The sequence below is a fragment of the Roseicella frigidaeris genome (assembly GCF_003258945.1).
Lineage (GTDB): Bacteria > Pseudomonadota > Alphaproteobacteria > Acetobacterales > Acetobacteraceae > Paracraurococcus > Paracraurococcus frigidaeris.
The window spans coordinates 15,812-36,583 of record NZ_QLIX01000012.1; the positions used below are offsets into that span (position 1 = coordinate 15,812).

Annotated in this window: 15 protein-coding genes; 5 read left to right on the plus strand and 10 right to left on the minus strand. The window is 72.6% G+C overall.

Features of this window, described 5'->3' with window-relative positions; all coding sequences use genetic code 11:
- The first annotated feature begins 33 nt into the window (after nt 1-33).
- The 4 genes from DOO78_RS15805 (at nt 34) to DOO78_RS15820 (ending at nt 7,369) form a co-directional block, all read left to right on the plus strand.
- Nucleotides 34-1,254, plus strand: a complete 1,221-nt coding sequence (locus tag DOO78_RS15805) for an efflux RND transporter periplasmic adaptor subunit (RefSeq protein ID WP_243634570.1) — start codon at nt 34-36, stop codon at nt 1,252-1,254.
- A 6-nt stretch (nt 1,255-1,260) separates the two neighbouring features.
- A complete protein-coding gene (locus DOO78_RS15810) occupies nt 1,261-4,473 on the plus strand; it encodes an efflux RND transporter permease subunit (RefSeq protein WP_111470833.1) in 3,213 nt (1,070 codons plus the stop codon).
- A gap of 2 nt (nt 4,474-4,475) precedes the next feature.
- On the plus strand, nt 4,476-4,964 hold the full coding sequence (locus DOO78_RS15815) for a molybdopterin-dependent oxidoreductase (protein WP_111470834.1): 489 nt from the start codon (nt 4,476-4,478) through the stop codon (nt 4,962-4,964).
- Between the two features lie 65 nt (nt 4,965-5,029).
- Complete coding sequence (locus DOO78_RS15820) at nt 5,030-7,369, plus strand: xanthine dehydrogenase family protein molybdopterin-binding subunit (protein ID WP_111470835.1); 2,340 nt, start codon at nt 5,030-5,032, stop codon at nt 7,367-7,369.
- A gap of 116 nt (nt 7,370-7,485) precedes the next feature.
- Here the strand turns inward: DOO78_RS15820 and rsmA are convergent, their stop codons facing one another.
- The 10 genes from rsmA to DOO78_RS15870 form a co-directional block, all read right to left on the minus strand.
- Nucleotides 7,486-8,334 (minus strand): 16S rRNA (adenine(1518)-N(6)/adenine(1519)-N(6))-dimethyltransferase RsmA, encoded by an 849-nt coding sequence (gene rsmA / locus DOO78_RS15825; RefSeq protein ID WP_207802938.1) that lies wholly within the window; start codon nt 8,332-8,334, stop codon nt 7,486-7,488.
- A gap of 2 nt (nt 8,335-8,336) precedes the next feature.
- On the minus strand, nt 8,337-9,647 hold the full coding sequence (locus tag DOO78_RS15830; protein WP_111470837.1) for a peptidylprolyl isomerase: 1,311 nt from the start codon (nt 9,645-9,647) through the stop codon (nt 8,337-8,339).
- Between the two features lie 11 nt (nt 9,648-9,658).
- On the minus strand, nt 9,659-10,279 hold the full coding sequence (locus DOO78_RS15835; RefSeq protein WP_111470838.1) for a biliverdin-producing heme oxygenase: 621 nt from the start codon (nt 10,277-10,279) through the stop codon (nt 9,659-9,661).
- The gene (gene mutL / locus DOO78_RS15840; protein ID WP_111470839.1) at nt 10,276-12,072 is read right to left on the minus strand and encodes a DNA mismatch repair endonuclease MutL; all 1,797 of its coding nucleotides are present in this window, start codon (nt 12,070-12,072) and stop codon (nt 10,276-10,278) included. The genes DOO78_RS15835 and mutL overlap by 4 nt, the downstream gene beginning before the upstream one ends.
- A gap of 179 nt (nt 12,073-12,251) precedes the next feature.
- On the minus strand, nt 12,252-13,913 hold the full coding sequence (pgi, locus tag DOO78_RS15845) for a glucose-6-phosphate isomerase (protein WP_111470840.1): 1,662 nt from the start codon (nt 13,911-13,913) through the stop codon (nt 12,252-12,254).
- A gap of 293 nt (nt 13,914-14,206) precedes the next feature.
- Entirely contained in the window at nt 14,207-15,559 is a 1,353-nt protein-coding gene (locus tag DOO78_RS15850) for a M16 family metallopeptidase (RefSeq protein WP_111470841.1), read from the minus strand.
- The gene (locus tag DOO78_RS15855; protein ID WP_111470842.1) at nt 15,556-16,983 is read right to left on the minus strand and encodes a M16 family metallopeptidase; all 1,428 of its coding nucleotides are present in this window, start codon (nt 16,981-16,983) and stop codon (nt 15,556-15,558) included. Before DOO78_RS15855 ends, DOO78_RS15850 begins: the two co-directional genes overlap by 4 nt.
- Before the next feature lie 64 nt (nt 16,984-17,047).
- Nucleotides 17,048-17,635 (minus strand): DUF3035 domain-containing protein, encoded by a 588-nt coding sequence (locus tag DOO78_RS15860; protein WP_111470843.1) that lies wholly within the window; start codon nt 17,633-17,635, stop codon nt 17,048-17,050.
- A 271-nt stretch (nt 17,636-17,906) separates the two neighbouring features.
- Entirely contained in the window at nt 17,907-18,839 is a 933-nt protein-coding gene (locus tag DOO78_RS15865) for a family 14 glycosylhydrolase (protein ID WP_111470844.1), read from the minus strand.
- 674 nt (nt 18,840-19,513) lie between these two features.
- A complete protein-coding gene (locus DOO78_RS15870) occupies nt 19,514-20,275 on the minus strand; it encodes an HpcH/HpaI aldolase family protein (protein WP_111470845.1) in 762 nt (253 codons plus the stop codon).
- Nucleotides 20,276-20,507: 232 nt separating this feature from the next.
- Between DOO78_RS15870 and DOO78_RS15875 the strand changes: the two genes are divergently transcribed.
- On the plus strand, nt 20,508-20,759 hold the full coding sequence (locus tag DOO78_RS15875) for a hypothetical protein (protein ID WP_128080068.1): 252 nt from the start codon (nt 20,508-20,510) through the stop codon (nt 20,757-20,759).
- The last annotated feature ends 13 nt before the right edge of the window (nt 20,760-20,772 follow it).

Here is a 20,772-nt window from a genome sequence, read left to right on the forward strand (position 1 = left end):
TATGCGCCGCCCCATCGCCGGATGCCCCACCGCATGCGTCTCGTTCCGCTCACCCTGCTGCTTCTCCTGCTCGCCGAGGCGCCGGCCCTCGCGCAGTTCGGCCCGCAGGGGCCACCTGCGGTCGGGGTGATGACGGCGGAGAAGAAGCCGGTCACCGAAAGCTCGGGCTTCACCGGCCGCATCGAGGCCGTGAACCGGGTCGAGGTCCGTGCCCGCGTCACCGGCTTCCTCCAGGAACGCGCCTTCACCGAGGGGCAGGAGGTCAAGGCCGGCGACGTGCTCTTCCGCATCGAGAAGCCGCCCTTCGAGGCGGCGGTGCAGCAGGCGCAGGCGAATGTCGCCTCGGCCCAGGCGCAGCTCGAGAATGCCCGCATCGCGCTGGTCCGGGCCAAGGACCTGCGGCAGACGGGGTATGGGCCGCAGGTGACCCTCGACAACGCGCAGGCCCAGGAGCGCACGGCGAACGCCCAGGTCCTCGCCGCCCAGGCCCAATTGCGGAGCGCAGAAATCAACCTGGGATATACGGACATCATCTCGCCGATCGACGGCAAGATCGGCCGCGCCACCTTCACGCCGGGCAATGTCGTCTCGCCGCAGCTCACCGACCCGCTCGCGGTCATCGTCAGCCAGGATCCGATGCGCGTCGTCTTCACCGTCAGCGCCCGGGCCGCGGTCGAGCTGCGCAACCGCTACGAGCCGCGCGGCGGCGTGAGCGCCGTGGTGGTCCGGGTCCGCACCACCGATGGGCGCCTCTATCCGGAGAAGGGGCGGGTCGAGTTCATCGACACCCAGATCGACCGGACGACCGACAGCCTGCTGATCCGTGCCCTGATCCCGAACCCGCGGCGCCAGGAGGTGGCGGCCGGCGGCGCCGGCGACCGCGAGCTGATCGACGGTCAGTTCGTCAATGTCTATGTCGAGGGCGCCGAGCCGGTGCCCGCCATCGTCCTGCCGCGCGCCGCGGTGCTGCAGGACCAGGGCGGCAACTACGTCATGATCGTCGATGCCGAGAAGAAGGCGCAGCGCCGCCCGGTGCGGCTGGGCCAGGAGATCGGCGCCCAGGTGGTGATCGAGGACGGGCTGCAGGGCGGCGAGACGGTTATCGCCGAGGGGCTGCAGCGCGTCCGGCCGGGCCAGGAGGTGAACCCGGCCCCCGCCGGCCAGGCGCCGGGCGGCGGTGGAGCGCCAGGGGGAGCACCAGGGGGCGCACCCGGGGGAGCACCCGGCGGCGCACCTGCGGCCCGGCGGGGCTGAGCCGCGATGATCTCCGGCGTCTTCGTCGACCGGCCGCGGCTGGCGATCGTCATCGCGATCGTCACGACCCTTGCCGGCGCCCTCGCTCTGCTGCGCATCCCGGTCGCGCAGTTCCCGGACATCGTGCCGCCGCAGGTCTCGGTGCAGGCCACCTATCCCGGCGCCTCGGCCGCGGTGGTGGAGGCGACGGTCGGGCAGATCATCGAAAGCGCCGTCAACGGCGTCGAGAACATGATCTACATGCGGTCGAACAGCGCCAATGACGGCACCTACCAGTTGAGCGTCAGCTTCGCCCTCGGCACGAATGCCGACATCAACACCGTCAACGTCAACAACCGCATCCAGGCCAACCTGGCGCGCCTGCCGCAGGAGGTGCAGCGCTCCGGGCTCATCGTGCGCAAGCAGTCCTCCTCGGTGCTGCAATTCGTCGCGCTGACCTCGAGCAACCCGGACCACAACCCGATCTACCTGTCGAACTATGCCACGATCAACATGATCGACACCATGGCGCGGGTCCCGGGCGTCGGCCAGGTGAACCTGTTCGGCAAGCTCGACTACTCCATGCGCATCTGGTTCGAGATCGACCGGCTGACCAACCTGAACCTGACGCCGCAGGACCTGATCACCGCGATCCAGAGCCAGAACATCCAGGCCGCGGTCGGCCGCATCGGCGCCCAGCCGATGCCCGACACCCAGCAGATCCAGATGAACATCCAGACTCTCGGGCGCCTGATTACGCCCGAGCAGTTCGGCAACATCATCCTCCGGGCCAATTCGGACGGCTCGGTGCTACGCATCCGCGACGTCGCGCGGGTCGAGCTCGGCGCGCAGAGCATGGATACCGTCTCGCGCCTCAATGGCCGGCCGGCCGTGACCATGGGCGTCTACCTCTCGCCGGGCGCCAACGCGGTGACGGTCGCCAACGCGATGAACAAGACGCTCGCCCAGCTGGGCACGCGTTTCCCGGAAGGGCTGAAGGCCCAGGTGCTCTACGACAGCACCACCTTCGTGGTCGACACGATCTACGAGGTGATCAAGACGCTGCTCGAGGCCTTCATCCTCGTCGTCATCGTCGTCTACCTCTTCCTCGGCTCGCTGCGGGCGACGCTGATCCCGACCATCGCGGTGCCGGTCAGCCTGATCGGCTCCTTCGCCATCCTGCTGGCCATCGGCTACAGCGCCAACACCATCTCGCTGCTCGGCATGGTGCTGGCGATCGGCATCGTCGTCGACGACGCCATCGTGGTGGTGGAGAATGTCGAGCGGGTGCTGGAGGAGCACCCGGACTGGACGCCGAACCAGGCCGTCAAGCAGGCGATGAACGAGATCACCGCGCCGATCATCGCCATCACCCTGGTGCTGCTCTCGGTCTTCGTCCCCATCGCCTTCATCCCCGGCCTCTCCGGCGTGCTGTTCCGGCAGTTCGCGGTGACCATCTCGGCGGCGATGGTGATCTCGGCCATCAACGCGCTGACCCTCTCGCCGGCGCTCTGCGTGCTGTTCCTCCGCCACACCGGGCCGAAGCGCGGCCCGATCAAGTACGTGCTGCGGGGCATCGACAAGGTGCGGGACGGCTATGCGGCGGTGGTGCGGCGGATCGTGCGCATCTCGGTCGTCTCCCTCGCCATCACGGCCGCCATCGCCTTCAGCATCTTCGCCATCGGCTCGAAGACGCCGCAGGGCTTCCTGCCGCAGGAGGACCAGGGCACCTTCTTCGTGCAGGTCCAGCTGCCGCAGGCCGCCTCCCTCTCCCGCACGCGCGAGGCGGTCGAGCAGGTGGAGGGCATCCTCAAGCAGATCCCGGCGGTGGAGAACGTCCTCTCGATCGTCGGCTTCAGCCTGATCGACCAGGGCGCGCAGTCCAACTCCGCCTTCATGGTGGCGCGGCTGAAGCCCTTCGACCAACGGACCAGCCCGGGCGATTCGGTCTTCGCCTCCATCGGCCGGGTCTTCGGCGCCGGCGCCGCGGTGCGCACGGCCAATGTCGTCGCCTTCAACCTGCCGCCCATCATCGGCCTCGGCACCGGCGGCGGCTTCGAGTACCAGCTGCAGGACCTGCAGGGCCGCGATCCGGCCGAGCTGGGCAGCGCCATGCTGGGCCTGATCGTCGCCGCCAACCAGGACCCGCGGCTGCAGCAGGTCTTCTCCACCTTCTCCGCCACCACGCCCTCGCTCTACCTCGACGTGGACCGGGACAAGGCGCAGGCGCTCGGCGTGCCGATCAGCTCCATCTTCCAGGCGCTGCAGGCCTCGCTCGGCGGCTACTACGTCAACGACCTCAACCTGTTCGGCCGCACCTGGCAGGTGAACATCCAGGCCGAGGCGAAGGACCGCGACGAGGTCTCCGACATCTGGCGCATCCGCGTGCGCAGCAACAGCGGCGACATGGTGCCGCTGCGCGCCCTCGCGGATGTCCGCATCGTGGTCGGGCCGCAGACCATCAGCCGATACAACAACTACCGCGCCGTGCTGATCAACGGCTCGCCGCGCGCCGGCGTCTCCTCGGGCGACGCCCTGGCGGCCATGGAGGAGCTCTCGGCGCGGGTGCTGCCGGCCGGCTACAGCTTCGAATGGACCGGCACCGCCTATCAGGAGAAGCTGGCCGCCGGGCAGACCATCTACGTGGTCGCGCTCGCCGTGCTCTTCGCCTACCTGTTCCTGGTGGCGCTCTACGAGAGCTGGACCATCCCGGTCCCGGTGCTGATGTCCGTCGTCGTCGGCGGCCTCGGCTCCTTCCTGGCGATCGTGATCGCCGGGCTCAGCCTCGACGTCTACGCCCAGATCGGCCTGGTGGTGCTGATCGCGCTGGCGGCGAAGAACGGCATCCTGATCATCGAATTCGCCAAGGAGGCGCGCGAGCGCGGGCTGTCGATCCGCGACGCCGCCATCGAGGGGTCGCGCCTGCGCTTCCGCGCCGTCATGATGACCTCGATCGCTTTCTGCCTCGGCCTGCTGCCGCTGGTGACGGCGACCGGCGCGGCGATGCTCTCCCGCCGGGCCGTCGGCACCCCGGTCTTCGGCGGCATGCTCGCGGCCTCGCTCGTCGGCATCTTCATGATCCCGATGCTCTACGTGACCTTCCAATGGACGCGCGAGAAGGTGAAATCCTGGTTCGGCATCGAGCCGCCCGGCACCTCCGGCGGCGGCCATGGCACCAGCGGCCATGGCGAGGGGCCCCAACCCGGCGGCGGCAAGCGCACGCCCGAGATGGTGAAGTAGCCATGCCCCTGGCCCGGCTCCTCCTGCTCCTCGGCCTGGCGGCGCCCTGGCCGGCGCTGGCGCAGCAGCTCGTGCTGCGCGGCGCCGATGGCCGGGAGGTCACGCTCACCGCCGCCGAGATCGCCGCCATGCCGCATGAGCGCCAGCGGCTGGAGGCGCCCGGCCATGCGGCGGCGGCCTTCGAGGGCGTGCCGCTCGGCGCGCTGCTCGCCCGGCTGGGGGCGCCGCAGGGCCAGGCCCTGCGTGGGCCGGCGCTTGCCCTCGTCGTCGTGGCGCGGGCCCGGGATGGCTATGTCGTCAGCTTCTCCCTGGCCGAGACCGACCCGACGCTGCGGCCGGGCGGCGTGTTCCTCGCCGATCGTCGGGCCGATGGGCCGCTCGGGCCCGAGGAGGGCCCCTTCCGCCTCGTCGTCCCGAGCGAGCAGCGGCCCGCCCGCTCGGCCCGGATGATCGAGCGGATCGAGCTGCGGGACATGCGCGCCACGCCGTGACACCCCTTTTCTTCCGCCCCGGCGGTGGCAGATGATGGGGCGAGCTTGAGATCGGGAGAGGGACGATGGCCAAATTCGGGTTGAGCCAGCCGCTGCGCCGGATCGAGGATCCGCGCCTGCTCAAGGGCGGCGGCCGCTATACGGACGACATCGCGGTGAAGTCGGGTGCGGCGCATGGCGTGGTCCTGCGCAGCCCGCATGCGGCGGCGAGGATCCTCTCGATCGACACCGCACCGGCCCTCGCCGTCCCGGGCGTGCTCGCCGTCATCACCGCGAAGGAGTGGAAGGAGGAGGGGCTCGGCGAGATCCCCTGCGTCATCCCGCTGAAGAACTCGGACGGCACGCCACGGGCCGAGACGCCGCGCGGCGCGCTGGCCGAGGACCGCGTGCGCTATGTCGGCGATCCGGTCGCCTTCATCGTCGCCGAGACGCCGCAGGCGGCGCGCGACGGCGCCGAGGCGGTGCTGGTCGAGTACGACCTGCTGCCCTCCGCGACCGAGCTCGCCACGGCGCATGAGCCGGGCGCGCCGCTGGTCTGGGACGGCGTTGCGAACAACATCGTCTTCGACTGGGATACCGGCGACAAGGCGAAGGCCGAGGCGCTGATGCAGCAGGCCGCGCATGTGACGCGGCTGACGGTGGTGAACAACCGCGTCGTCGTCGCCAGCATGGAGGGCCGCGCCGCCACCGCGGAATACGACGCGGCGAGCGAGAAATTCACCCTCACCTGCGGCACCCAGGGCTCCTGGCTGGTCAAGGGCCTGCTCGCCGCCAATGTCTTCCACGTGCCGGAGGAGAAGATCCGCGTCGTCACCCCCGATGTCGGCGGCGGCTTCGGCATGAAGCTCTACCTCTATGCCGAGTATGCCCTGGTCTGCATGGCGGCGCGGCGCCTGCAGCGGCCGGTGCGCTGGACCGCCGACCGGACCGAGGCCTTCCAGTCCGACACGCATGGCCGCGACAACATCACCCTCGGCGAGCTGGCCCTCGACAAGGAGGGCAGGTTCCTCGCGCTGCGGACGCGGAACTACGCCAATATGGGCGCCTATCTCAACACCTTCGCGCCCATGATCCCGACCATGGCAGGCACCAAGGTGCTGGCCAGCGTCTATAATTTCCAGGCGATCCACGCCCGGGTCATCGGCGTGCTGACCAACACCGTCCCGGTCGATGCCTATCGCGGCGCCGGCCGGCCGGAGAGCAACTACGTGGTGGAGCGGCTGATCGACGCTGCGGCGCGCGAGCTCGGCATCGACCGGGTCGAGATCCGCAAGCGCAACATGGTGACGCAGAGCGCCATGCCCTACACCTCCGCCATGGGCCAGCGCTACGACAGCGGCGAGTTCCCGCGCGTGCTGGATGCGGCGCTCGAGAAGATCGACTGGGCCGGCTTCCAGGGGCGCCGCGCTGCTTCCGAGGCCAAGGGCAAGCGGCGCGGCATCGGCCTCGCCTACTATCTGGAGGCGACCGGCGGCGGCCCGACCGAGCGCGCCGAGGTGCGCTTCGCCGCCGACGGCTTCGCCGAGGTGCTGGTCGGCACGCAATCCACCGGCCAGGGCCACGAGACCGCCTATGCCATGCTGACCTCGCATGAGCTCGGCATCCCGATCGAGAAGATCCGCATCATCCAGGGCGATTCCGACGAGATCCCGACCGGCGGCGGCACCGGCGGCGCCCGCTCCCTCTACTCCGAGGGCCAGGCGATCCTGCTGACCACGGCGACGGTGATCGAGAAGGGCAAGCAGGCTGCCTCCGAGCATCTCGAGGCCGCCGTCGCGGATATCGAGTTCACGCCGGGCCAGGGCCGCTTCGCGGTGGTCGGCACCGACCGCGGCGTCGGCATCCTCGACCTCGCCCGCATCCAGAAGGAGCGGGCGGCGAAGGGCGAGCCGGCGACGCTGCTCGACGCCGCCGAGGTGGCGGACATCCAGTTCCACACCTTCCCCAATGGCTGCCACATCGCCGAGGTGGAGGTGGAGCCGGAGACCGGCCTCATCAGTGTGCAGCGCTACATCGTCGTCGACGATGTCGGGCATGCCATCAACCCGCTGATCGTGCGCGGCCAGGTGCATGGCGGCGTGGCGCAGGGCATCGGCCAGGCGGTGCACGAGCGCACGGCCTATGACCGGGAGAGCGGCCAGCTCCTCTCCGCCTCCTTCATGGACTATGCGCTGCCGCGGGCGGAGGACCTGCCGGATATCGAGGTCGAGCTGATCGAGGTGCCCTGCGAGACCAACCCGCTCGGCGTGAAGGGCGCGGGCGAGGCGGGCGCGGTCGGCTCGCCGCCGGCGCTGATGAATGCGCTGGTCGATGCGCTCGCCACGGTCGGCGTGCAGCATATCGACATGCCGGCGACGCCGGAGGCGGTGTGGAAGGCGATCGCCGGGGCGAAGCTGGCGGCCTGATTTCACCCCCAGGAAGCCGCTGGCGCGGCTCTGCGGGGGCCCCGTGATTCACAGCCTGCCGCGGCGAAGCCGCGGCAGGGCAACGGGCAGCGATAAGATGGGCGGGCCTGGTCCGCCTATCCCTGCCGCGCCAGCAGCGCCCGCGCCAGGCGGTCGAATTCGGCGATGCCGAGCGTCTCCGCCCGCCGCTGCCCCTCGATCCCCGCCGCCGCCAGCAGCCCCTCGGCATCGCCGAGGCTCTTCAGCGCGCCGCGCAGCATCTTGCGCCGCTGGCCGAAGGCAGCCGCGGTCAGCCGCTCCATGCTGCGGAACAGCGCCGGGCCGGGATCCTCGGCATGCGGCACGAAGCCGACCACCGCCGACCAGACCTTGGGCGGCGGGCTGAAGGCGCCGGGCGGCAGGCGCAGCAGCAGGTCGCAGCGGCAGCGCCACTGCGCCAGCACCGCGAGCCGCCCATAGGCCTCCGTGTCCGGGGCGGCGCAGATGCGCTCCGCCACCTCCTGCTGGAACATCAGCGCCATGCCCTCCAGCGCCGCGGCGCCGCGCAGCCAGCCGACGAGCAGCGGCGTCGCCACGTTGTAGGGCAGGTTGGCGATGATCTTCCGGGGCGCCGGCAGCAGGCCCACTAGGTCGATGGCCAGCGCATCGGCCTCGATCACCCGAAGCCGCCCGGGATGGGCCGCCTCCAGCTCCGCCAGCGCGGCGACGGCGCGCCGGTCCAGCTCCACCGCCGTCACCGCCGCGGCGGGCGAGGCGAGCAGCGCCCGGGTCAGGCCGCCCGGCCCCGGCCCCACCTCCAGCACCTGCCGCCCGGCGAGATCACCGGCCAGCGCCGCGATGCGCCGGCACAGAGCCTCGTCGAGCAGGAAATGCTGGCCGAGGGATTTCCGCGCATCCAGCCCGTGCCGGGCGATGGTCTCGCGCAGCGAGGGCAGCGCGCCGCCCGCTGCCGCTCCCTCCGGCAGCGTCAGTGCCGCATCTCGAGCTGCGCCCGACGCCGCAGGTCGCGTTGCAGCTGCCGGGAGAGGTTCTCGATCCGGTCGCGGAGGATCTGCTGCTTCAGCTCCTCCGGCGTCACCTCGGCGAGGTTCCGGGTGTCGCGCGAGCAGACCATCATCACGATCACCCCGTCGGGCGTCAGGATGGGCTGCGAGGCCTTGCCGGGCGTCAGCCCCGCCAGCAGCGCCTTCAAGGGCGGCGGGTTCACCGTCTCCAGCCGGATGAGGCCGGGATCGACCGGCCGGTCGCCGGCGCCGTTGCTGCGCGCCGCCGTCTCCACCGCGTCGCAGCTCCGCGCGCCGGCGGCCAGGCGCTGCGCCTTCTCCACCTGATCGCGCTGCTGCTGCGTCGGGTTGTTCGGGTCGAGCGTGCCGCTGAAGGGGAAGAAGGCCTGGCGCATGCTGATCATGGTCGCCATGTCGCGGCCGGTCTCGCGCTTCTGCCGCAGCGAGATGATCTGGAAGCCGCCGGGCACGCGGATCGGGTTGCTGATGGCGCCGGGCGGCATGCGCTCGAGCACCGAGGCGACCTCGGGGTCCACCTCCTCCTTGCGCACCCAGCCCAGGTCGCCGCCCTGCAGCGCCGTCTGCGCCTGGCTGAACTGCGTCGCGGCGATCGGGAAGGGCGTGCCGCGGCGAAGCTGGCCGATGACATCCTCGACGAAGCGCCGGACCTGCGGCTCGTTCGTCGGATCGTCCACCGGGACGAAGATCTCCGAGGCCAGGTATTCCGGCTGGCCGACCCGCGCCTTGGCGTTGCGCATCGCCTCGTCCACCTCGGACTGGGCGGGCTCGGCATTCGGGCCGAGCTGCTGGCGGATCAGCCGCGCCCAGCCGATCTGGGTGCGGATCTGGTCATACAGCACGCGCGGCGCCACGCCGACCTGGGTGAGCTGCTGGCGCAGCGTCCCGGGGGGCAGGTTGTTGCGCTTCTCCAGCTCGCTGACCGCATCGGCGACATCGGCATCCGTCACCGGGATGCGGCGGCGCCGCACCTCCTGCAGCCGCAGCCGCTCATCGACCAGCAGCCGGGACACCTGCGGCGAGAGCCGGTCGAGCGTCTCGGGCGCGACCGCGATGCCGGCATTGAGGGCGAAGAGCCGGGCGCGGCCGATGACGTCGGCGCGGCTGATCACCTCCCCGTTCACCACCGCGACGATGCGGTTGGCCTGGGCGGCCGCCTGGGATTGCGGCGGCAGCTGCGCTGCAGCGTGCTGCGCAAGGGCCGGGCCCGCCAGCAGCACGGCGAGCGGCAGGGCGAGGAGGGGAAAACGCGGCATGGCCCCGCTCTCTACCCGCCGGCGGGCGGCAGGGCCATACCCTGCGGCACCGGGCCGGGCGCCCCGAACCAGGCGGCGAAGGCGGCGAAGGTCCCGGCCGCCGCCTCCAGCATCGCCGCGCGGCGCTCCGGATCGGCGCCGCAACGCTCAAGCGCATCGCAGCATTCGCGCCACAGCGCGGCATGCCGCGGCCCATGGCCGAGCAGGAAGCGCCGCCCCGCCTCGCCCGGCGGCAGCAATCCGTCCAGGGCCCGCGCGAGGTGCCGCCCCCCCAGCGTCGAGCCCTCGGTCACATAGAGGCAGCCGAGCGCCCGGGCGGCGCTGCCAAGCGGCGGCAGCGCCGCCAGGCCCATCTCGCCCGCATCGACCCCGAGCGCGGCCAGATCGGCCTCGATCAGCCAGGCCCGCTGCCGCTCGGCCAGCCGGATGCCCCAGGGAGCGAGATCCGGCGCCGCGCCCAGGGCTGCCTCGGCGCCGCGATGGAAGCCGAGGAAGCGCCGCAGCAGCGCGGCATAGGCGGCGCGGTCGAGCTGCCCGGCCGCCAGCGCCGCCAGCGCCGGCAGGCCATGCAGCCGCGCATGGATCTCGCCGGTCGCGGCGCGCAGGGCCGCCCGCACCGGGGTTTCGCTCATCGCCGCCCGAACAGCGATTCGAGCTCCGCCGGGCCGAGGCGGAGGAAGGTCGGACGGCCATGGCTGCAGGTGGCGGCGCGCGGCGTCGCCTCCATCTGCCGCAGCAGCGCCGCCATCTCGTCGGGCGTGAGGCGCCGCCCGGCGCGCACCGAGCCATGGCAGGCCAGCCGGGCGATGGCCGCATCCAGCCGCCGCTCCAGAGCCAGCGCCTCGCCGCTCTCGGCCAGCTCCTCGGCCAGGTCGCGCAGCAGCGGCGCCGGATCGGCGGCGCCGAGCAGCGCCGGCAGGGCGCGCACCAGCACCGCGCCGGGGCCGAAGCCCTCCACCTCCAGGCCGAGCCGCGCCAGCCCCTCGGCGAAGCCGAGCAGCCGCGCCGCATCCGCCGGCGGCAGGTCGACCACCGCCGGCAGCAGCAGCGGCTGCGCCCGCACGCCACCCTCGACGAGCTGCGCCCGCAGCGCCTCATGCGTCAGCCGCTCATGCGCCGCATGCTGGTCGACCAGCACCAGCGCGCCATCCGGCGCCTCGGCCAGGATGTAGGTCTCCAGCAGCTGCGCCAGCGGCCGGCCGAGCGGGTGGTCCGCCGCGACGGCCGGGGCCGGGGCAACGGCCGGGCGCGGCGGGGCGAAGCCGAGCGGCAGGACGGTGGGCGGCGAGGCGGCGGGTGGCGGCGGCGCGAGGCCGAGCTGCGCCTCGTCGAAGCCGCGGCCTGGCGCGGCGGGCAGCGGCGCCGGGCCGCGCGGCCGCCAGCCATTCCAGCCGCCGGCGGCGGGCCGGTACTGGGTGAGCGCCGGCGCCGCACCCCCCGCCCCGACGCCGAGCGCCCGCCGCAGCGCCGCGATCAGCATCCCCCGCACCGCCGCCTCCTCGCGGAAGCGCAGCTCGGTCTTCATCGGGTGGACGTTCACATCCACCGCCTCGGGCGGCAGGTCGAGGAAGAGGGCGGCGACCGGATGCCGGCCGGCGGCGATCAGGTCGCGATAGGCGACGCGGAGCGCGGTGCGCAGCAGCGGGTCGCGCACCGGCCGGCGGTTCACCACCAGATGCTGCTCCGTGCCGGTGGCGCGGGTATAGGCCGGCTGGGCGACGAGGCCGGCCAGCGTCAGGCCGCCGCCCTCGGCCGCGACCGGCAGGGCGGCGCCGGCGAAATCCTCGCCGAGCAGGGCATGGAGGCGCGCCTCGCGCTCCTGCGGCGGCAGGGCCAGCGCCTCCCGCCCCTCGCTGGTGACGCGGAAGCCCACCTCCGGCCAGGCCAGGGCCAGGCGCCGCGCCACCTCGATGCAGGCCTCGGCCTCGCTGCGCGGGCTCTTCAGGAATTTCCGCCGCGCCGGCACCGCCTGGAACAGGTCGCGCATCTCGACCCGCGTGCCCGGCGCGCCGGCGGCGGGCAGGACGGGCCCCTTGCGGCCGGCCTCGACGGTGAGCGCATGCGCATCGCCCGCCGCCGGCCGGCTGGTGATGGCGAGCCGCGCCACGGCGCCGATGGAGGGCAGCGCCTCGCCGCGGAAGCCGAGGGTGGCGATGCGGAACAGCATCGCCTCCTCGGGCAGCTTGGAGGTGGCATGCCGCTCGACCGCGAGGGCGAGATCCTCCGGTCCCATGCCGGCGCCATCGTCCTCGACCAGGATGCGCTCGATGCCGCCGCCTTCCAGGGTGACGGCGATGCGGCGGGCACCGGCATCGAGGGCGTTCTCCACCAGCTCCTTCACCACCGCGGCCGGCCGCTCCACCACCTCGCCGGCGGCGATGCGGTTGGCGGTGGTCTCGGAGAGGAGGCGAATGGCCTGCGACATGCGACTCGGCGCAGCCTAGCACGACCAGCCCAGCCTGCCTCCCGCCGGGCGCTGCCACGCCCCTCGCACCAGCCGCCCGTTGCCCTGCCGTGGCTTGGCCACGGCAGGCCGTGACGCGCCTTGGGCCAGAAGCGACTCCCCGGGGCCCCCGCGAAGCCGCGCAGCGGCTTCGCGGGGAATTATCGAAGCGCCCGCAGCAGCCCCTCGGTCGAGCCGTCATGCGCCCCGGGCGTCGCCGCTCCCGCCTCCAGCTCCGGCAGCAGCACCCCGGCGAGCTGCTTGCCCAGCTCGACGCCCCACTGGTCGAAGGCGTTGATGTGCCAGAGCGCGCCCAGGCAGAAGACCTTGTGCTCGTAGAGGGCGATGAGCTGGCCGAGGGTGAAGGCGTCGAGATGCGGCAGCACCAGCGTCGCGCTCGGCCGGTCGCCGGGGAAGACCCGGTGCGGCAGCAGCCGGGCGATCTCCTCCGGCGCCGTCCCGGCCGCCGCCATCTCCTGCTCCACCTGCGCCGCCGACTTGCCGCGCATCAGCGCCTCGGCCTGGGCCAGGCCATTGGCCAGCAGCTTGCGGTGGCTGTCGGCATGGGGGTGGTCGGGCCGGGCGATCAGGATGATGTCGCAGGGCACCGGCAGGGTGCCCTGGTGGATGAGCTGCATGAAGCTGTGCTGGGCATTGGTGCCGGGCTCGCCGAAGACCACCGCCCCGGTCTGCCGCCCGACCGGCGCCCCCTCCAGCGTCACCCGCTTGCCGAGACTCTCCATCTCGAGCTGCTGCAGATGCGCCGGCAGCCGCGCCAGCCGCTCGTCATAGGGCAGCACGGCGCGGGTCGGGTAGCCGAGCCCGTCCACATGCCAGAGCTCGGCGAGCGCCAGCAGCACCGGCAGGTTCTCCGCCAGCGGGGCGGCGAGGAAATGCTCGTCCATCGCCCGGGCGCCGGCGAGCAGCCGGGCGAAGCCCTCCCAGCCGAGCGCCAGGGCGACCGAGAGGCCGATCGCCGACCAGAGCGAGAAGCGGCCGCCCACCCAGTCGCGGAAGGGGAAGACCCGGTCGGGGGCGATGCCGAAGCCGGCGGTCGCCTTCAGGTTGGTCGAGAGCGCGGCGAAATGCTGGTTCGCCCCCGCCTCCCCCAGCGCGCCGCGCAGCCAGTCCCGCACCAGCGCGGCGTTGGTCATGGTCTCCTGCGTCGTGAAGGTCTTGGAGGCGACGAGGACGAGGGTGCGGGCCGGGTCGAGCTGCGGCCGCATCGCCTCCCAGGCATGCGCATCGACATTGGCGAGGTAATGCGCCCGGAGCGGCGCCGCCGGGGTCCAGAGGGCACGGGTCACCATGGCCGGGCCGAGATCGGAGCCGCCGATGCCGATATTGACCACATCGGTGAAGCGCTCGCCGGTGGCGCCCCGCAGCGTCCCGTCATGCACCGCGGCGCAGAAGGCCTGCATGCGGCCGAGCACCGCCTCGACCTCGGCCGCCACATCCTCGCCCTCGGCGCGGAAGCCGGCGCTGCGCGGCGCCCGCAGCGCCATGTGCAGCACGGCCCGGCGCTCGGTGGTGTTGATCGCCGCGCCGCCCGCCATGGCGTCGCGCCGCGCGGCGAGGCCGACCGCCTCGGCCAGCGCCAGCAGCGCCGCCAGCACCTCCTCGGTGAGGGAGGTCTTGGAGAGGTCGAGCAGCAGCCCGTCGGCCCGGCGGGAGAAGCGGTCGAAGCGGCCCGGATCGGCGGCGAAGAGCGCCCTGATGGCATGCGGCGCGCTGCCATCCGGGCGCGGCCGCCGCGCCAGATCCCCGATCGCCGCCCAGGCTGCCTGCACCCGATCTGCCTGCACCCGATCGCTCGCCGTCATGTCGTGAACCCCCATGCTCACCCGCATAGAGAGCAGATCGCGGCCGGGCATGCACGCCCCGGCCTGCGTTCCGCCGGGGCCTTCGGGTGCGGGGATGATCGGAGCTGGACCCTGTCCCGCCGCGGCTGGCTGTGACGCCCCCGGGGCGGTGGAGCCGCCGCAAAGCCCCGCGGCGGAGTTGGGGGCGTTCCTAGAGCAGATCCCGATCAGGTGGACTCACCTGATCGGGTGAAGATGCTCTGAAAACAGGAGCCTAGGGCGCTTCCCGTGAACCAGTGTTTACGGGAAGCGCCCTAGAGCCCGACCGGCTGCCCCGCCACCACCACCGAGAGCGCCTGCGGCTGCAGCACCCGGGCCGCGACCTGGGCGAGGCGCGGGGTCGGGATGGCCCGCAGCCGCTCCGCCCGGCCGGCCAGCCAGTCCAGCGGCCGGCCGTTCTGCCGCAGGGTCAGCAGCGATTCCGCAACGCGGCGGCTGTCGCTGAACTGCAGCGGCAGGGAGCCGGTGAGGTAGGCGACGGCATCCTCGCGCTCGGCCTCGGTCGGGCCCTCCGCCGCCATGCGGGCCCATTCCTCGCGGGTGACGGCGAGGGTCTCGGCGACGCGGGCATTCTCGGTGGCGACCGAGCCGACGATGGTGCCGCGGCGGAACATCACGTCGAGCCCGGCGCCGATGCCATAGGCGAGCCCCCGCTGCTCGCGCACCGAATGCATGAGGCGGGAGGCGAAGCCGCCGCCGGCCAGGATGCGCAGCACCACCTGCAGCGCCTCCCAGTCCGGATCCTCGGCTGGCAGCCCCTCCTGGCCGAAGACCACGGCGGATTGCGGCGAGACGACCGGCAGCACCGCCTGGCCGAAGGCGTGGAAGGGCGGCAGCGGGGCGACCGCCGGCGGCGCGCCCGCGGGCAGGCCGGCGAAGAGCCGGGCGATGACGCCCTTCAGCGCCTCCGGCGTGATCGCCCCGGCGGCGCAGACCAGCAGCCCCTCGCGCCGCAACTGGCGGGAGAGCGCGGCGCGGATCGCCTCCGCCGGCACCGCGGCCAGGCTCTCGGCGGTGCCACCCGAGGGGCGCCCGGCCGGATGGCCGGGAAAGGCACGCGCCCAGAAGCCGCGCCCGGCCTGGCCACGCGGCGTCTCCAGGCTGCGGCGGGCGGCGGCGGCGGCGCGGGCCCGCACCCGCTCCACCGCATCGGCATCCAGCCGGGGCTCGGCCATGGCCAGGCGGCCGAGGCGAACCGCCTCCGGCAGGGCATCGGCCAGGGCGCGGAAGCTGCCCTCGAAATTGTCCCGCTCCACCCCGAAATTCAGGCTGATCGCCTCGTCGCGCAGGGCGTCGCCGAACTCGACCGCGCGCAGCGCGCCGGCCCCCTCGGTCAGCAGCGCCGCGGCCATGGCGACCGTGCCCTCCTGCCCCTCCGGATCGAGCGCGGCGCCACCGCGCCAGGACCAGGAGAGGGCCACCACCGGCACGGCATGGTCCTCGACCAGCCAGGCGGAGACCCCCTCGGCCTCGACCGTCTGGATCGGCAGCGAGAAGGCAGCCGGCGCCTCCGGCCGCGGCAGCGGGGCGTCGCGTCCCGGCGCCGTGGCGCCGCCCTCGGCCGCGAGCACGCGCCCCGGCCAGCGGGCCCCGAGGGGCGACCTCATATCCGCCGCTCCGGCGCGGCCACGCCCTCGGGCAGCAGCCAGCCCGTCGTCGCCGGCGCCTGGCCGAGCACGGCCCGCGCCGCCTCGGTCACCTGCGCCAGGGTCACGGCGCGCAGATGCCGCGGCCAGAACTCCACCACCTCGAGCGGCAGGCCGGAGGCCAGCGTCGAGCCCAGCATGCGCGGCGCGGCGCCGATGCCATCGAGGGCGAGCAGGGCCCCGGCGGTGAGCTGGCGCTGGGCGCGGGTGAGCTCGGCCTCGGTCGGCCCCTCCTGCAGCAGCCGCGCCACCACCGCGTCGATCGCCGCCTCGACCTTCTCCGGCGTCACGCCCGGCTGCGGCAGGGCGGAGAGCAGGAAGGCGGTGACGCCGACGGAATCGCTGTCATAGGAGGCGCTGGCGCCGACGCAGAGCGAGGTCTCGACCAGGGCCTGATGCAGCCGGCTGCCCGGGCCGCCGCCGAGCAGATGCGCCAGCACCTCCAGCGCCCAGGCCTGGTCCCGGTCGCCCCAGGTCAGGCTCGGCGCCATGGCGGCGCGCAGGAAGCTCGCCTCCCGCACCCCCGGATCATGGCGGATGAGGCGCGGCTCGGCCGCGGTGGCGGCCGGCGCGGCGCGGTCGCGCGGGGTGACGGCGCGGCTCGGGACGCCGCCATAGTATTCCTCGGCCAGGGCCCGCACCCGCTCCGGCCGGGCATCGCCGGTGACGACCAGCACGGCATTCCCCGGCGCGTAGCGGCGGCCGTAGAAATCGAGCAGGTCGTCGCGGCTGATGGCGCGGATCTCGTCCTCCCAGCCGATGATCGGCCGGCCCCGCCAGTGCTGCCGGCCCCAGAGGGCGGCCTCGAATTCCTCCCAGAACCGGGCGCGCGGGTTGCTGTCGGTGCGCTGGCGCCGCTCCTCCAGCACCACGGCGCGCTCCGGCTCCACCGTCTCGGGCGGGATCAGCGGCCCGGCGAAGCGGTCCGCCTCCATGCGCATGACCAGCGGCAGGCGCGAGGCCTCGACGGTCTGGTGATAGGCGGTGACGTCGCGCGAGGTGAAGGCGTTGTCCTGCCCGCCCTCCCGCGCCACCACCAGGGAGAGCTGGCCGGGCGGCACGTTGCGGCTGCCCTTGAACATCATGTGCTCGAGGAAATGCGCGGTGCCGCTGCGCCCGGCCGGGTCCTCGCCGGCGCCCGCGGCGTAGAAGAGGTAGTGGCTGACCACCGGCACGCGGCGGCTCTCGGCATGCACCACGCGCAGCCCGTTCGGCAGGGTCCAGGTCGTCGCCCCGAAGAGCGGCCGGTCGCCGGCGAGCTTGGCCCGGTCTTCCGGCGCCGGCTGCACCGGCGGGGCGGCGAGCCCCGCCCCGGCGGGAAGGCTGAGGGCCACCGGCAGGGCGGCGGCCGAGGCGATGGTGCTGCGGCGGGTCACGGGCGACATGCCCCAGCATGTGGGAAGAACCCCGCCGGGCGCAAACCCGCCATGCGGCCCACCCCGCCGGCGCTCAGAAGATGCTCTCGAACAGCCGGGTGACCGGGTTGCCGCTGGTGGCGCGCTGGATGATGGGCGTCTCGCCCTCCGTCGCCTCGCGCCCGAGGGCGGCATTCTCCCGCAGCCGCTGGGATTCGCGGCGGGCATCGAGGGCGGTGCCCGGCGGCTCCGGCGCCTTCCAGAAGATCAGCCGGTCCACCAGGCCGCGATCCGGCTGGTCGAGCTTCAGGCTTTCCTCATCGACGCGGCGGCGGATGTCCTGCCCGACCGGCCGGCCGGCCTGGGAGAGCAGCGCCGATTCGCCCGAGCTCGGCGCCGCGGCGCCGGTGCTGGGGGCGAGGACGGCGCCGGGGGCGAGGGCGGTCTCCGCGGCGAGGCGGGGCGAGAGCTCCTGCGGCCGCGTCGCGCCGGGGCGGGGCACCGGCAGCTCGCCGAGCGAGGGCGGCATGGACAGGGGCGCGCGGGTCGTCACCTGGAACTCGTCCGGCGCGTCGCGGGTGAAACCGAAGGTGCGGGCCGTATCCCCGCCGCAGCCCGGCAGCAGGCCGAGCGCGACCAGCGCGGGAAGGACGGGCAGGAGACGGGGACGACGCGGGCTCATGGCGCCTGCTGTGTAGACCAGAACGTCGCGGGCAGGAACGGGCATCGCGCGCTTTCGCCGGCCGGGCCGGGACGGCGCCGGCAGAGGGGCCAGCAGGGGGGGCCGGCCAGGGAAGGATGGGCGGCCTCGAGGCGGCGCGCCGGGCGGGGCCGCGGCGGGGCCCGCCTGATGCCTCCGAGGCGTCGCCTCGGAGGCCGCGGCGACACCGCCGGGCCGGCGGGCAGCCGGGATTCCCGCGGCACCGCCTCGCGGCGCCGCGGGACGGCGGATCTCAGGCCCAGTCGTCGTTCGTGGCGAGGGCCTTGTAGGCGTCGTAGACGGCCTTGTGCTCGCCATTCGGCCCGACCACGCCGAACCAGTTCTCGCTGTCACCGGTGTTACCGCCGCGATCCTGGTAGGAATAGTACATGATGGGCCCGACCCAGGACTCATGGTGCGCCAGGTCGACCGCCTCGCGCAGCGCCTGCGCCTGCTGGTCCTGGGAGACCGAGTTGTAGCCGCGCGTCGGCGAGCCGAACTCGGTGATCCAGACCTGGGTGTCGGCATCGCCGTTCCGGACCATGGTGTCGCGGATGCCGTCTTCCATGATCTGCCAGCCGTTCCAGGAATTGGAGCTGCTCGGCATCTCCGGCCAAGTATAGGCGTGGTAGCCGACCGCATCCATGGAGTCCGCGGCGCCCTGGGCATACATGCCCTTGAGGAAATCGACCGCGCCGATATGGCCCCAGCCGGTCTCGGGGGCCGGCGACAGGCCGCCGGAGATGACCGTGTCGCCCGAGCTGACGCTCTTGATGGCCGAATAGGCGGCCTTCTGCAGGCTCATATACTCGCTGACGCCCATCTTCAGGTTGGGCTCATTGCCGAGCTCCCAGTAATTCACCGAATCACCGAAATGCTCGGCCGCCGCCTTGGCGAATTTCGCGTAGCCGTCGGCGTCGATGCCGCCCCAGCGCGGCGTCAAGGAAAGCTCGGCCACCACCTTCAGGCCGTGTTCCTTGGCCGCCGACACCATCCGATCCAGCTCGGACCAATCATAGCCGCCATTGCGGTTCGGCTGGATCGTATCCCACCAGAAGTTGGTGCGGATCCAATCGGCCCCGAGGTTCTGATAATCGGACATCTCGGCGTTCATTGCCGAGGTCCCCGGATTCACCAGCTCGCCGAGCGGCGTGGAAAAGCCCAGCTGACCAGACGGTACCGCCATGAATTGATCCCCTCGTTACTTGAAATGCCCACTAATACCTGGCGGTTGCAAATCGGCCGCAGACCGACGCACGCGCGGGCAGATTGCCGCAGGTGCAGGCCGCCAGGCCCCGCCGGAGACCGGCAGGCGTGGTTCGGTTGGCCGGCGGCCCCTTGTCGCTCAGCGACTTCGGGCCCGCACGGAGGACTGGACGAGGCAGCTCGCCCGGACGGGCAAGCAGCTGGCCTGCGGCGCCGATGGACGGCTGACGCTGGCGCTTGCAGTGATGCCGGCTCGAACATTCAATGTCAATGCATGAAATTGCTCAAGAGCAGTATTTATTGATACAGACGCTTCCGATTCCGATACCCGGCAGTGTTTATGTTTTTGACATTTATTCTTGTCGTTTTGCATTGCACAGAAGTACGGAACCGACAATTTTGCTATATCGCAACATCAGGCGCCGCCAAAGGGGCCGCGCGCGGGAACATGCCGCCCGGATGATCGCCGCATCTCAGGATGACGCCGGCTGCACCGCCGCTGCGGAGTGCCTTGAAGCCCCGAGGGTCCCCGGTCCTGCCGGGGCCCGGGTGGCCCGCCCGCGGGCGGGGCCGGGGCCAGGCCCCGTCCACCGGCCCGTGGGCCGGAGGAGGGGCAACAGGCCATGGACGGGGGCGTCGCCGCCCCCGCCCGGATCAGCCGCCGCGCGCCTGCTTCACCGCCGCCTTCGCGGCATTGACCATCAGCCCGACCTCGTTGCTGATCGTGACCAGCTTGAAGCCCATCTGGATCATGCGGTTGGCATAGGCCGCGCTGCCATTGTGCAGGCCGGCAGCGATGCCGCGCTTGCTGGTCTCGGTCAGCAGCTTCTCGTAGATCTTGAGGATGAAGGGATCCTCGACGTCGAGCTTCGGCTCGAGCCCGTAGGAGAAGCTGAGGTCCGAGGGGCCGACATAGATGCCGTCGATCCCCGGCACGTCGAGGATCGCCTCGATGTTCTCGATGGCCTGCTTGGTCTCGATCATCGGGATGACGAGGATGTTGTCGTTGGCGGTCTTCTGGTAGCCGCCCGCCTCGCCGTAGACGCCGGCGCGGATCGGGCCGTTGCTGCGCGTTCCCTGCGGCGGGTACTTGCTGTACTGCACGAGGTTGGCCGCCTCCTGCGGCGTGTTCACCATCGGGCAGATCACGCCATAGGCGCCGGCATCGAGCACCTTGCCGATGATGCCCGGCTCGTTCCAGGGCACGCGGACCATCGGGGTCACCGGCGCGCGCGCCATCCCCTGGAAGCAGGCGACGCAGGAGAGGTAGTCCTGAACGCCGTGCTGCATGTCGACCGTCACGCTGTCCCAGCCGGCCTGGGCGTACATCTCCGCGCTGAAGGCGTTGGGGATGGCGAGCCATCCGTTCACCACGGCCTTGCCGGCCTTCCACGCTTCCTTCACCTGGTTCGCCATCGCGTTCCTCTCCTCTGCGCCACGCCATCCTGCCGCTGGGCCGCCGCCTGTCCCATCGGGGCGCCGGCCGGCACGGGATGGCCGGAGGCTAGACCAGATCGTCCGGAGCCGAAACCTGCGGTGGCGGACCGGGCGCGCTGCCTGCCCTGCGACTGTCACCCGCCGGCAAGCCGGCCGTCATGCGGCGATGATCCATCTCTGGCAGCCTTGGACCGGCCTGCGGGAGACGGTGATGCACCTTCGGACCCTGGTGATCGAGCGCGACGACCCGGCCGAGCCCGGGCTGCTGCTGCGCCGCTACGCGCGCATCGGCGTCTGCTGGGAGCCGACGATCGGCAATTGGGCCTGGATGCGGTTCAACGCCGCCGGCCAGCAGGTGGGCGCCGTGACCGGCCCCTTCCCCGCCAGCGAAGCCGCCTTCGAGGATGCCCAGGCGCGGCTTGGCGGCGAATGGGAGGCGGAGGCGGTGCCCATAGAGGAATGATCCCGCGGCCCGT